Raw genomic sequence first — 12,351 nt, forward strand, 5'->3', positions numbered from 1 at the left:
TTGACGGGCGCGCGGCGGTGATGGTTTTTAGGGAATTCAGTTGCCCGCTTTGAACGCCGGCTTCAGCGGCACCACATTGCTGCCATGCGTGCCGGCCGGTGGCGCGCCATCGGGCGTGCCGCCCAGTACCACGGACAGTTCGACATATCCGGCGCGCCATGCGCGTTCCAGGTCTTGCTCGATGGCTTCCATCGAGGTTTCCTTGAAGTTGTCGAAGCCGCGCACGCCATAGGCGCGGTTGCGGCCATGCGCCTTGGCCAGGTACAGCGCCATGTCCACCAGGTTGACCGCCCGTTCCCACGGCAGCGGCGTATCGGCGGGGATCAGCGGGAAGGGCGCGAAGCCGACCGAGACGTTGACGCTGAAGGTATGGTTCTGGTACTCGATCTGTTGCGAGGAAATCGTGTTGAGGATGCGGCGCGCCACTTCATCGACGCCGTTGCGGGGAATGGCCGGCAGGAAGGCCAGGAATTCTTCGCCGCCCCAGCGCACGATCATGTCGGTTTCCCGCAGCGCGACGCGCAGGTTTTCCGCGATCATTTTCAGCACCAGGTCGCCGGCTGCATGGCCATAGGTGTCGTTGACGTTCTTGAAGTGGTCCACGTCCAGCAGGAACAGCGCGCCCACGATATCTTCACCCCCCTGGCCACGGCGCTCCACATGATTGTGGGCGCGCATGTATTCCTGGAAGTGGCGGCGGTTATACAGCGAGGTCAGTGGATCGAGCGAGCTCTGGGCTTTCAGTTCCAGGTTTTTGACTTCCAGCTGGGCATTGGCGTGGCGCACCTTCCGGTACAACAGGCCCACCACGGCGGAAGCCAGCGCAAACACCAGCGCCAGCAGCCACCACACGCGCTGCTGCAAGCGGCGGTTATCGATTTCCGCGCTCTTGACCTGGTTTTCACGGCTCAGCAGCTCGATGCGGCGCTGCTTCTTTTCCATCTCGTACTTTTCCTGCAATTCCCAGATGGCTTTCTGGCGCTGTTTTTCAAACAGGGCGCTGGTGATGTCGCGTTCGCGGTGGTAGGCGGCAATCGCGCCGGAAAAATCCCCCGCGCGCTCCAGCGCCTGGCCATATTCCAGCAGCACGGCTTGCAGTTCCGGCTTGTTGTTGGTTTTTTCGTAGTACGACATGCCCGCTTCGAAATGCTTTTTACCTTCCGCGGTCTTGCCCATACCCATGTACGCCTGGCCGATATTGATCAGGGCAATCGCTTCGGTGTCGCGGTCGCCGATTTCCCGCGCCACTTCCAGCGACTCGGTGCCATAGCGCACCACGCGCTGGTAATCGTGCTCCTTCAGGTAATTGTCGGACATATTGACCAGGGTATCGGCGATCAGCGATTTGGCGCCCATCTTGCGCGCCATTTCCAGTCCCGATTGCAGCGCGGCCAGCGCGCGGCGCGGCTGTTCCGAATCCATGGCCAGCACATATTCAGTCTGGCGCGCCTGCGCGATGCGTCCCGGCGAGTTCAGCTTTTCCGCCACTTGCACGCACTCTTCCAGCACCGCCCAGCCCTTGTCGAACTCCTTCATGCGGTCATACTGCACGGCCAGCGCATTGAGCGCCGTGGCCAGCGGCAACAGGTCTTCCAGCTGGCGCGCGGTTTCCACCGCGGTTTGCAGTTTCAGCAGCGCGACGGGGTAATTACCCTGTTCGGCGTACGATTGGCCGGACGTGATAGTGGCTTGCACGCGCAAGGGGATGTCCTGGGTCTGGCCGGCCAGCTTTTCCGCTTCAAATGCCAGCTCGTGGGCATTCTTGGCGTCGGCCATGCCCGACAGCGTATACGCCTTGACCAGCATGCCCTTCGCGAGGATGGCGGTATTGCCCTGGGCACGGCCGAACGCGATCAACTCTTCCGCCAGTTGCAGCGCGATGTCTTTCTGGCCCAGTTTCAGCCGTGCGCCGCTCAGTTGGGCGAGGAATTCCGCTTTGGTGGCGGGCGGCGCCGAACGGGCCGCGCCTTCCATTTTTTGCAGTTGTACCAGCGCTTTTTCCGGCACATAGCGCACCTGGTCGCGGATTTCCGCGATGCCGGCGTCAAGGACGGAGACATTCTGGCCCCAGGCCAGTGCCGGCGACAAGACACAGGCAGCCACCAGCATCCGCATGCCACGCGTAAATGTCCGATCCCGAGAGCCTGCCAACTGATTGTCCTTTGCATGTCTTTGCGCGGAAGCCGCGCAAAGTGTCTAGACAATTATATTCTTGTTGCAGGTAAGAAATCCAAGGAGATGCGGATTTTCGACAAAACCGCCACAGTGACAATCAAGCAATTTTGTGAGAAGTTAAACGCCTTTCGTGACATTTCATTGGTTCATGCGCTCATGTCGCCAATTGTTGCAACAGATACAAGCGCTGATACAGACCACCGTCGATTTGCATCAGCGTGTCATGCGGACCGGATTCACTGATGCGGCCGTGATTGAGCACGATGATGCGGTCCGCTTCGCGGATGGTCGACAGCCGGTGGGCAATGGCGATGATGGTGACCTGGCCGCGCAATTCGTGCAGCGCGGTTTGCACGATCTGTTCGGTCTGGCTATCGATGCGCGAAGTCGCTTCATCGAGCAGCAGGATGCGGGGCTTGCCTGCCAGTGCGCGGGCAATCGCGATCAATTGCTTCTGGCCGCTCGACAGGCGCGAACCGCCTTCGCCCAATGGGGTGTCGTAACCGTGCTCGAGCGCAGCGATAAAACCGTGCGCATGGGCTGCGCGCGCCGCCGCTTCGATTTCCGCCAGCGGCAAACCACGGCCCATGTCGATATTGTCACGGGCGGAGGCGGCCAGCAGGAACGGTTCCTGCGGCACCAGTCCCACTTCATTGCGGAAGCGTTCGTTGGGAATCGACGCCAGCGCTTCGCCATGCAGGCGGATGCTGCCGGTGCTGACGGGGTAATAGCGCAGCAGCAGCGACAGCAAGGTGGATTTGCCGCTGCCGGTGTGGCCGACAATGCCGATAAAGGCCCCGGCCGGGATCTCCAGCGACAGGTCGTGCAGCACCGGCTGATTGTCGACATAGGCGAACGCCAGGTGCTCGATGGCGACGGCGGGGGCGTTGACAACAGCGCCGGCAACGGCAGGCGCCGGCCCGCCTTGCATGGCGCCGGCCTGGTGCTCGGGCGACAGCGGTTCTTCCAGCAGCGTCGCCACGCGCGATGCCGCCACCACCGATTGCTGCAACTGTGAAAATTGCATGGTGATCTGGATCAGCGGCTCGATCACGCGCGCGATATAGCTGATGAATGCATACAGCACGCCGACCTCCGCCGCGCTCATGGCGCGCTGGCCGAACATGTAAATCACGGCGGCCAGCAAGATCACGTTCAGCAAATCCAGCGCGGGACGCAGCAGCCAGGCATTGGCGCGGATTTCCGCCACGCGCTGCGTGTAGTGTTCCACATTGGTGTTGCTGAAGCGCTCGGCAAAGCGGGTTTCCGCATTGTTCGCCTGCAGTACCGGCATGCCGCTGATGGATTCCGCCATCTGGCCATTGATTTCACTGCGCAGCTGGCGCGCCCGGGTCACTGCCGGCGCACTCCAGCGCTGGTACAACCACACGATCCCCAGCACGGCCGGCAGCAGCGCCAGCACGATCAGCATCATGCGCCAGTCCAGCCAGGCCATGGCAATCACCGTGCCGACCAGCACGATGGTGCTGTCGAGCATGACGAACAAGACTTGCACATACAGGTTTTTCACCGCCTCGGTATCGTTGGTCACGCGCGAGACCAACTGCCCGGTAATCGCGCGGTCAAAGAACGCCATCGGCAGGCGCAGCACGTGGCCATACACTTGCTCGCGCAAGCGCTGCACCGAGCGCATGGCCAGCCCGGACAGGCTGACCAGTTGCCAGTAGCGCAGGGCGGTGGCGATCCATCCGGTGCCGAGGACCGCACCCAGTAGCAGCCACATGCGTGGCCAGTCGAGGTGGCGCGGCAACAGGTGCTCGTCAATCAGCGCCTTGCCCGCGATCGGACCCAGCACTTCCAGGAAGGCCGCCACCATCAGCCACAGCAGCGCCCAGTGCAGGCGGCCGAGGTCGGGCCGGGCGGCCTGGTGCAACAAGCCGGCGGCTTGGCGCATTTGGCCGGAGGACGAGACGTGGTCAGGATGCTTCAATGCTGGCCTCCAGTTGCTGGTAGCGCCACTGGCTGGCATACCAGCCATCCTGCGCAAGCAAGTCGGCATGGTTGCCGGTTTCAACGATGCGGCCATCGCGCAACACGATAATCAGGTCCGCGTTGACCACCGCGCTGAGGCGGTGGCTGGCAATGATGGCGCTGCGCTCGGCGCCGCTCTGGTGGCCGGCGACCCGTAACGCTTCCAGGTGTTCCAGGATGCGGGTTTCCGTGCCGGTGTCGACGGCGGACAGCGCATCGTCGAGCAGCAGCAGGCCATTGTTGGCCAGTAGCGCGCGGGCGATCGCCACGCGCTGGCGCTGGCCGCCTGACAGGGTGATGCCCTTTTCACCGACTTCGGTTTCGTAGCCCTGCGGGAACAGCAAAATGTCGTCGTGGATGGCGGCCAACGTCGCCGCATGTTCGATTTCCGCGCGGGTCGCGCCCGGCTTGGCCAGCGCGATGTTGTCGGCAATCGAGGCGGAAAACAAAAACGATTCCTGCGGCACCCAGCTGATCGCGCCGCGCAGGGTGCGCAAAGTGTAATCGCTGATGGCGTGCTGGCCCCACTGCACCTGGCCCTGCTGCGGCGTCAGCTGGCGTAGCAAGACGCGCAGCAAGGTGGTTTTTCCGGAGCCGGTCGCGCCGACCAGCCCCAGGGTCTGGCCCGGTTTCAGGCGCAGGCGGATATCAATCAGCGCGTGCACGCCCGTGGCCGCGCCCGGATACGCGTAACGGACGCCATCGAGCACCAAATCGCCTTTGGGCGGCTGCTCCAGCTTGCCCTGGTCCGCAATGGCCAGCGGCGCTTCCAGCATCGGCTGCAGGCGCGCATAGGCGGCACGCCCCCGTTCGATCAGGGACAGCACCCAGCCGGCGGCAAACATCGGCCAGATCAACTGGCCCAGGTACATGGAAAAGCTGGTCAGGGCGCCGATTGTCAGTTCGCCTTGCCATACCAGGTAGCCGCCCAGGCCCAGGGTCAGGCCGGTGGCGGCGGTCAGGGTCAGACCGACCGCCGGTTCATACGCGGCTTCCCACACTTGCGCGGACAGGCTGGCTTTTTGGGCGTCGTGCGCCAATGCGCCAAATTGTTTGGCGCTGCGCTGTTCCAGGCCCAGCGCGCGCAGGGTGCGCACGCCCGACAGGGTTTCCTGCACGTGGCCGTTCAGCGCGGCAAAGCGCCGCAGTGAATCCGCCGATGCGGTATGGATGTGGTTGGAAATGTGCCAGAACGCCCAGGCCATCAGCGGGAACGGCAGCAGCGCAATGCAGGCCAGGCGCCAGTCGACGCCCAGCATCATGATGCCCAGTACGGTCACCAGCGTCAGCGCACCGTCGAATCCCGCCAGCATGGCTTCGCCGGCCGTCATTTCAATCGCGTCGATATCGTTGGTGGCCAGCGCCATCAGGTCGCCGGTACTCTGGTTCTGGTAAAACGCGGGGCCCTGGCGCGTCAGCCGCGCATAAAAGCGCGTGCGCAACTCCACGCCCAGCTTGTAGGCGACCGCATACAGCGTCATGCGCCAGCGCGCGCGCAGCAGGTAATTGCCGACGCCCAGCAACAGCAGCAGCCCGAGCTGCCGCATCAAGCCTTGCGCGTCGAGCGTGTGCGCGGCCAGGCCGTCAATCATCAAGCCGATCTGGCGGGGTATCCAGATACTGATCAGCGCCACACCGGTAAGCATGGCGGCCGCAGCGGCATAAGCCGGCCAGTGCTGTCGCACAAAGCCGGCAAGTAGCCTCGATAAACTCATTGGTAACCTCGGACTGTGTCGAGCCCGGTAGGATACATCAGGAGGGAATTTGGTGCCGGGGCGGGACAAATCCGGCGGGGAGGGGCGTGGGGGGAATGACCGGGACACGTAGGGCGGGTTTTTTAAACCCGCCATGCATGCGGCCCGGGGAACCACCGCGCCACGTTACCGCACGCACGGCGGCTTTGCCTTCGGCAAAACCGCCCTACGAGGGGAGCAGCGTGGAAAGAATTACTTCTTCGGCGCCACCGACTTCAGCACGACCGGCTTGGCTTCAGTCGGCTCGGCCGCCACCGCGGCGGCAACCGGCTTGTCTTCTTCCGCGCTGTGGCCGCTCAGTTCAGCAACGGCTTCCGCCAGAGGTTTGGCGGCAGGCTTGCCTTTGGCTTCCGCTTTGACTTCCGGTTTGGCTTCAACCTTCGCGGTTTTTGGTGCGGCTGCCGGTGCATCGACGATTTCCGCTTCGGCCGGTTCGTTGCGTGCGGCAGGGGCTGCAAAGACGGCCGGCGCAGGCTGGTTGGCGACTTTGGCGGCCAGCGCCAGTGGCTTGGCGGCGACCGACACGGCCGTTGCGGCGGCTTCCTTGAACTGGTCTTTCACCAGTTCCAGCAATTCCGCCTGGGTTTTGCTGGCGATGTTGTACAGCTCGCGGCTATACGACAGCAGGTTTTCCAGGTCCGGCGCCTGCACCACGAAGTCACGCGGATCACGGGCTTCCAGGAATTGCTTGGCGACGGCGGACGATTTTTCCACCGACGCGCGGGTCGTGCTGAAATTCAGCGCGATCACTTGCTGCACACCTTCGAAGGCGGTATTGGCGTAGTGGCTGGCGAGGTTCAGTTGGGATTCGAGTTGCGACTTGGCGGTCGCAGTGGCTGCGGAAAACTGATCGGTGAATGCGTTCATCAATACTTCTCCTGGGAAACGTTTATATTGCGCTGCAATAAAAATCATTCTAGCGGTGATTTAAAGCGGTGAAAAGTTATTTTTTCCACTACCGTCGCGGCTTGCACCATACAAGCATGCGCGTGCCTGCGGCGTTGCAGCAAGCATATGCGGAATGATCATAATGCAGTGCAGCAAAGCAACAACATTTTACTTTCGAGTCCGCTTGTGCTGGTTGTTGCCTTTACAATCAAATCAACCAGGACAGGAGGGAACCGCATGGATGCTGTGAACGTGGATGTGGTGGTGCGCAACGCCAGCTTGCCGGACGGCCGGCGCGGCGTCGATATCGCTGTGCGGGGCGAGCACATCGTGGAAGTCGGGCCGGCGCTGGCGCTGCGCGGCGCGCGGGAAATCGATGCGGGCGGCGACCTGGTCTCGCCGCCGTTCGTCGATGCGCACTTCCATATGGATGCCACGCTCAGCTACGGTTTGCCGCGCGTGAACCAGTCCGGCACCTTGCTGGAAGGGATTGCGTTGTGGGGGGAGTTAAAACCCCATTTGACGCAGGAAGCGCTGGTGGAGCGCGCGTTGCGTTATTGCGACTGGGCTGTCGCCCGCGGCTTGCTGGCCATCCGCACCCACGTCGATGTGTGCGACGACCGCTTGCTGGCGGTCGAAGCGCTGCTGGACGTCAAGCGCAAGGTGGCGCCTTACCTGGACATGCAACTGGTGGCGTTTCCGCAGGATGGCGTGTTGCGCAGCCCGACCGCGCTGGCCAATGTGAAACGGGCCATCGCGATGGGTGTCGATGTGGTCGGCGGTATCCCGCATTTCGAACGCACCATGGCCGATGGCGCGCAATCGGTGCGCATCCTGTGCGAATTCGCGGCCGACCAGGGCTTACGGGTCGATATGCATTGCGACGAATCGGATGACCCGCTGTCGCGCCACATTGAAACCCTGGCCAGTGAAACGCATCGGCTGGGCTTGCATGGGCGGGTGGCGGGATCGCACCTGACCTCGATGCATTCGATGGACAATTACTATGTCAGCAAATTGCTGCCGCTGATGCGTGAAGCGGGCGTGGCGGCGATAGCCAATCCGCTCATTAACATCACCTTGCAGGGCCGCCATGACACGTATCCGAAGCGGCGCGGCATGACGCGCGTGCCGGAATTGCTGGCGGCCGGCATTGATGTGGCGTTCGGCCACGATTGTGTGATGGACCCGTGGTACAGCCTGGGCTCGGGCGACATGCTGGAAGTGGCGCACATGGGCTTACACGTGGCGCAAATGACGGGACAGGACGCGATGCGCGCGTGCTTCACGGCGGTGACGGCCACCCCGGCCCGCATCCTGGGCCTCGAAGGCTATGGCGTGGCGCCCGGCTGTTATGCCGACCTGGTGTTGCTCGATGCGGCCGGCCCGGTGGAGGCGATCCGGCTGCGCGCGGCGCGCCTCCTGGTCATGCGGCGCGGCAAGGTCATCAGTGAAATGCCGCGCACGGGGGCGACCCTGCACTTGCCGGGACGGCCGGCCAGCGTGGATTTCCGCTTGTAACGCCACTTGTCGTCCATGGCCGGCATCGCTTTGCCGCATTCCATGCACGGTTCGGCGCATCGGGAGCGACGGCGGGCCGGGTAGCGCGTACCGTGAGGTTTTTTTCAATGGAGACCCTGTATGCGCCCGATCCGCTCCCTCATGCTGTGCTGCGCGCTGTGCCTGTCAGCGCCGGCTTTTTCCGCCACACCTGCCGCGCCTGGCGACGTGGCCGCGATCCAGGACGTGGTCCGGCAATTCCAGGCCGCCCTCATCGCGAAGGATGGTAAAACCCTGGGCAGCCTGTTCCTGGCGGAGCACAACAGCTGGCTGACGGTGCTCGATGATGCCGAGTATGCGAAAGCCAAGGCCCGCAACCCGAAGGCGGTCAAGGTCTATTCATCAGATTTTGCTCCGAGAAACCCTGCCCTTCAGGGCGGGGAGTGAAAGGAGCCGGCGGCGCAGCCGCCGAACACACTTTCGATTAAATGGGGAACCAATTCCGACCCGCATAGTCAAAGGGGGATGAACTTGGTCTATCGATACCGCGTGAAATCCCTGACCGGCTTGCTGAATCAGCAGGCACGGAAAGTGAATCTCGTCTGGAATTTCTGCAATGACAGGCAGAAGGATGCGTTGCGTTTCAATCGCCGCTGGCACACCGGATTTGATTTGATCAACCTGACCACCGGTTGCAGCAAGGAGCTTGGGCTGCATTCCGGTACGATCAACGATGTTTGCCAGCAATACGCAAAGTCGCGCAAGCAATCCAACAAGCCCTACCTGCGTTACCGTGGCCGCAAATCGCTGGGCTGGGTGCCATTGAAGGGACGCGAGCTGAAGCGGGAGGGAAATGCGTTTCGCTTCGCAGGCAATACGTTTCGCGTGTTTCACTCGCGTCCTCTGCCGGAAGGGAAAATTGTCGATGGCACCAACTTTTCCCGTGACCGTCGCGGCAACTGGTTCCTGAACATTGTGCTTGAGTTGGCGGAGCCTCCGGCCAGGGTGCCCGTACAGCGGGTTGGCATTGACCTGGGGTTGCACGATCTGGCCAAACTGACGACGGGCGAACGGATACCTGCGCCCAGCTTTTACCGCGAGGCCGAGCCGGCGCTGGCCATGGCCCAGCGGGCGCACAAGAAGCGGCGTGTTCAAGCCATCCATGCCAAGACGGCCAACCGCCGGCATGACTTTCTGCACAAACTGTCCACCCGCCTGGTGCGCGAGTTCGACCAAATCGTGGTCGGCAACGTGAACGCGGCGGGTCTCGCCAAAACCAGCATGGCGAAGTCGGTACTGGACGCGGGCTGGTCGACACTTCGCACGCAACTGGCGTACAAGGCCGTTAAGCATGGCGCCATATTTGAGGAAGTGAATGAACGCTTCACCACCCAGATCTGCTCGAACTGTGGCGCCAAGCCCGATTCGCGGCCGAAAGGTATCGCAGACCTTGGAATAAGAGAATGGCAGTGTAGTGATTGCGGTGCGTTCCATGATCGTGATCTCAATGCTGCGATAAACATTCTCCGTCGCGGACGTGCGACGCTGGCTGCAGGAATCTCCGTCCTTTAGGGCGGAGAGGACGTCAACGACATGGAAAGAGTTTGCCGACTTTGTTTCAACCAGCACCGGCCCCGTGGTCACTACAATGGTGCTTTTGATAATCGATCCATCCCATGCTGGACGCTAAAGACGAAACGCCACTGCTGGTGCCCGTGCTGGCCGCATTGCCGGTGTCGGTCTGCATGGTGATCCTGGGGTTGCCCGCGATCGGTTTGCAATATGCCGCCGAATTCCGCCTCCTGTATTTCGTCGCCTGCATGGCGTGGATTTTGCCGCTGGCGCTGTTGCAGCGCGCGCTGTGGCGCCGCCGCTGCAGCTGGCTGGTCATGGCGCCGGCATTGCTGGCGGTCAGCTACGCCATGTCGGTGTTGAACAACTTGCTGGGCCAGCGGCTGGCCATGGCGCTGGGACTGGAGACGCGCCACGACGGCGGCTTGCTGCGCGCCTCGATGGCTGCTGGCTGGCGCTGGTGGCGGCCCATGAAAACCGCGATGCAAACCGCATGCTGGGCCGCGTGTCCGATTTCCTGCGCGCCACGCTGGCGCATGACGGCCGCCACGAACATGCGCTGGTCGAAGAATTGGCGTTGCTGGAAGCCTACCTGGACATTGAAAAAGTACGGCTGGGCCCGCGTTTGCGCGTGTCGACCCGCATCGGTCCCGACGTGCTCGATGCGGCCGTGCCCTACCTGCTGTTGCAGCCGCTGGCCGAGAATGCTATCCGGCATGGCATTGTGCCGTGCCAGGGCGGCGGACAGCTCGATATCGGTGTGACGCGCGATGGCGGGCAATTGCTGGTGGACGTGCGCAATGATGGCGCGGCGCCGGCGGCGCCCGCCAGCGGCGGGATCGGTTTGCCGAACGTGGCGGAGCGCCTGCGCGGCATGTATGGCACGATGCATCGGATCGACGCCGGCTGGCGCGACGACGGCCGCTTCCATGTGCAACTGGCGTTGCCACTGCGCGCAGTGGCGCCGGTGAGCCCGTCGAGCCCTGTGGGCCAGGCTAACGCATGACCCGGGTCGCGCTCATCGATGACGAACCGCTGGCCCGGCTGGCCGTCCGGGTGCGCCTGGAAGCGCGGCCGGCATTTGCCATCGTGGCGGAATATGGCTACGGCGATGAAGCGGCGGCAGGATTGCCGGTGTCGCGTCCGGACCTGGTCTTCCTGGACGTGGACATGCCGGGCAAGAGCGGCCTCGACGTGCTGGCCGGGCTGCCGCCGGCAATGCGGCCGATGGCCATCTTGCTGACCGCCTACGACAATTTCGCGGTCCAGGCCTTCGCGCTGGCGGCGCTGGATTACCTGCTGAAGCCGGTCGACGATGATCGCTTTGACGAAGCGCTGGAACGCGCGCAGCGCAACTATGCTTACCAGCGCCGGCAAGGCGATGCGCAGCCGGCGGAGCCGCCGCGCGCCTTCACCGTCAAGGTGGGCGCCCGCACGGTCATCGTGGACAGCGCGGACATCGACTGGATCGAAGCCGATGGCGACTATGCGACCCTGCATGTGGCGGGCAAGGCCTACCTGTTGCGGGAGCGCTTGCATGCGCTGGCGTCGCGCCTCGATCCCGCGCACTTCCAGCGCATCCACCGGGGCGCCATTGTGCGCCTGGACCGCGTCAGCGAACTGCGCGCGCTGACCAACCGCGACGCCTTGTTGCGCTTGCGAGACGGTTCGGCGATGCGCGTCAGCCGCACCTACATGCCGGCGCTGATGAGCGCACTGCAACATCGGCAAGCCGGTGTGGCGGATCGTTTCTCGCGGTAACATGGCTGCTCTTCATTTTCTTTACGAACACCATGCTGATCCTGTCCACCGAACGCTTGAACCTGCGCACCGTGAATGCCGACGATGCACCGTTTTACCTGGAACTGATCAATGACCCGTCCTGGATCGCCAATATCGGCGACCGCGGCATCCGGACTGTGGAAGCGGCCCGTACGGCCTTGCTGGAAGGGCCGGTGGCGATGCACTTGCGGCTCGGTTATTCCTTGTACCTGGTGGAGCGGCGCAGCGATGGGGCGCCGCTGGGCTTGTGTGGCCTGCTGAAACGCGACTTCTTGCCAGGCACGGATATCGGCTACGCGCTGGCGCCCCGCTACTGGGGCCATGGCTATGCGCGCGAAGCGGCCGGCGCCGTGTTGGCCTATGCGCGCGAGACGTTGAAGCTGCCTTGCCTGGTGGCCATTACCCACCCGGACAACCAGGTGTCGATTGCGCTGCTGGAAGAGCTGGGCCTGCAATTTGTGGAGCGCAAGCAACTCCCGGGCTACGAGGGCGACAGCAATGTGTATCGCCTGGATTTTTAAGTGATCAAGGATTGTTGCGTACCCGCAAAACTCCTGACACAATCGCGCCCCTCGCTTGGCTTTTGCCGGGGCGGGGCGCAAGATGTGTGTTGGCATAGTGATAGTTTCTTTATGCAAGCGTCCGCCCCCGAAAACCCGTGGCGTCAGACCATCCGGTAATTCGATTC

12 protein-coding genes are annotated in these 12,351 nt (G+C 62.9%); 6 read left to right on the forward strand and 6 right to left on the reverse strand.

Annotated features, from left to right (window positions below):
• Positions 1-36 precede the first annotated feature (36 nt).
• The 4 genes from AC1RRC_RS19180 to phaP all read right to left on the reverse strand — a co-directional run bounded on the left by AC1RRC_RS19180 (position 37) and on the right by phaP (position 6,788).
• Positions 37-2,109, reverse strand: coding sequence for a tetratricopeptide repeat-containing diguanylate cyclase (locus AC1RRC_RS19180; RefSeq protein ID WP_493057122.1), 2,073 nt, complete (start codon positions 2,107-2,109; stop codon positions 37-39).
• Between the two features lie 220 nt (positions 2,110-2,329).
• A complete protein-coding gene (locus AC1RRC_RS19185; protein ID WP_493057312.1) occupies positions 2,330-4,090 on the reverse strand; it encodes an ABC transporter ATP-binding protein in 1,761 nt (586 codons plus the stop codon).
• Positions 4,091-4,112: 22 nt separating this feature from the next.
• Positions 4,113-5,882: an ABC transporter ATP-binding protein gene (locus AC1RRC_RS19190; protein WP_493057123.1), complete on the reverse strand. Its 1,770-nt coding sequence runs from the start codon at positions 5,880-5,882 to the stop codon at positions 4,113-4,115.
• A gap of 231 nt (positions 5,883-6,113) precedes the next feature.
• On the reverse strand, positions 6,114-6,788 hold the full coding sequence (gene phaP / locus AC1RRC_RS19195; protein WP_493057124.1) for a TIGR01841 family phasin: 675 nt from the start codon (positions 6,786-6,788) through the stop codon (positions 6,114-6,116).
• Between the two features lie 273 nt (positions 6,789-7,061).
• Between phaP and AC1RRC_RS19200 the strand changes: the two genes are divergently transcribed.
• The 3 genes from AC1RRC_RS19200 (at position 7,062) to AC1RRC_RS19210 (ending at position 9,881) form a co-directional block, all read left to right on the forward strand.
• The gene (locus AC1RRC_RS19200; RefSeq protein WP_493057313.1) at positions 7,062-8,330 is read left to right on the forward strand and encodes an amidohydrolase family protein; all 1,269 of its coding nucleotides are present in this window, start codon (positions 7,062-7,064) and stop codon (positions 8,328-8,330) included.
• 120 nt (positions 8,331-8,450) lie between these two features.
• The gene (locus tag AC1RRC_RS19205; protein ID WP_493057125.1) at positions 8,451-8,756 is read left to right on the forward strand and encodes a hypothetical protein; all 306 of its coding nucleotides are present in this window, start codon (positions 8,451-8,453) and stop codon (positions 8,754-8,756) included.
• A 78-nt stretch (positions 8,757-8,834) separates the two neighbouring features.
• On the forward strand, positions 8,835-9,881 hold the full coding sequence (locus AC1RRC_RS19210; protein WP_493057126.1) for an RNA-guided endonuclease InsQ/TnpB family protein: 1,047 nt from the start codon (positions 8,835-8,837) through the stop codon (positions 9,879-9,881).
• A 46-nt stretch (positions 9,882-9,927) separates the two neighbouring features.
• On the opposite strand, the gene AC1RRC_RS19215 is transcribed toward AC1RRC_RS19210, so the two are convergent.
• Entirely contained in the window at positions 9,928-10,200 is a 273-nt protein-coding gene (locus tag AC1RRC_RS19215; protein WP_493057127.1) for a hypothetical protein, read from the reverse strand.
• 24 nt (positions 10,201-10,224) lie between these two features.
• Positions 10,225-10,353, reverse strand: a complete 129-nt coding sequence (locus tag AC1RRC_RS19220; protein WP_493057128.1) for a hypothetical protein — start codon at positions 10,351-10,353, stop codon at positions 10,225-10,227.
• A gap of 21 nt (positions 10,354-10,374) precedes the next feature.
• Here AC1RRC_RS19220 and AC1RRC_RS19225 point away from each other — a divergent pair, with 21 nt between their 5' ends.
• The 3 genes from AC1RRC_RS19225 to AC1RRC_RS19235 are packed head-to-tail and all read left to right on the forward strand — an operon-like array spanning position 10,375 to position 12,184.
• Entirely contained in the window at positions 10,375-10,887 is a 513-nt protein-coding gene (locus tag AC1RRC_RS19225) for a sensor histidine kinase (protein ID WP_493057129.1), read from the forward strand.
• On the forward strand, positions 10,884-11,642 hold the full coding sequence (locus AC1RRC_RS19230) for a LytR/AlgR family response regulator transcription factor (RefSeq protein ID WP_493057130.1): 759 nt from the start codon (positions 10,884-10,886) through the stop codon (positions 11,640-11,642). The genes AC1RRC_RS19225 and AC1RRC_RS19230 overlap by 4 nt, the downstream gene beginning before the upstream one ends.
• Before the next feature lie 32 nt (positions 11,643-11,674).
• Positions 11,675-12,184: a GNAT family N-acetyltransferase gene (locus AC1RRC_RS19235; protein WP_493057131.1), complete on the forward strand. Its 510-nt coding sequence runs from the start codon at positions 11,675-11,677 to the stop codon at positions 12,182-12,184.
• The last annotated feature ends 167 nt before the right edge of the window (positions 12,185-12,351 follow it).

The sequence above is a fragment of the Pseudoduganella sp. GW821-FHT12E03 genome (assembly GCF_058807115.1).

What these genes read in the sequence shown, in the direction of transcription:
- AC1RRC_RS19180 (WP_493057122.1), bottom strand. Translation starts at nt 2,109, where the DNA reads ATGCTGGTGGCTGCCTGTGTCTTGTCGCCGGCACTGGCCTGGGGCCAG.
- AC1RRC_RS19235 (WP_493057131.1), top strand. Translation starts at nt 11,675, where the DNA reads ATGCTGATCCTGTCCACCGAACGCTTGAACCTGCGCACCGTGAATGCC.
- AC1RRC_RS19215 (WP_493057127.1), bottom strand. Translation starts at nt 10,200, where the DNA reads ATGACCAGCCAGCTGCAGCGGCGGCGCCACAGCGCGCGCTGCAACAGC.
- AC1RRC_RS19205 (WP_493057125.1), top strand. Translation starts at nt 8,451, where the DNA reads ATGCGCCCGATCCGCTCCCTCATGCTGTGCTGCGCGCTGTGCCTGTCA.
- AC1RRC_RS19230 (WP_493057130.1), top strand. Translation starts at nt 10,884, where the DNA reads ATGACCCGGGTCGCGCTCATCGATGACGAACCGCTGGCCCGGCTGGCC.
- AC1RRC_RS19220 (WP_493057128.1), bottom strand. Translation starts at nt 10,353, where the DNA reads ATGGGCCGCCACCAGCGCCAGCCAGCAGCCATCGAGGCGCGCAGCAAG.
- AC1RRC_RS19225 (WP_493057129.1), top strand. Translation starts at nt 10,375, where the DNA reads ATGCTGGGCCGCGTGTCCGATTTCCTGCGCGCCACGCTGGCGCATGAC.
- AC1RRC_RS19190 (WP_493057123.1), bottom strand. Translation starts at nt 5,882, where the DNA reads ATGAGTTTATCGAGGCTACTTGCCGGCTTTGTGCGACAGCACTGGCCG.
- AC1RRC_RS19185 (WP_493057312.1), bottom strand. Translation starts at nt 4,090, where the DNA reads ATGCGCCAAGCCGCCGGCTTGTTGCACCAGGCCGCCCGGCCCGACCTC.
- AC1RRC_RS19210 (WP_493057126.1), top strand. Translation starts at nt 8,835, where the DNA reads ATGAACTTGGTCTATCGATACCGCGTGAAATCCCTGACCGGCTTGCTG.
- phaP (WP_493057124.1), bottom strand. Translation starts at nt 6,788, where the DNA reads ATGAACGCATTCACCGATCAGTTTTCCGCAGCCACTGCGACCGCCAAG.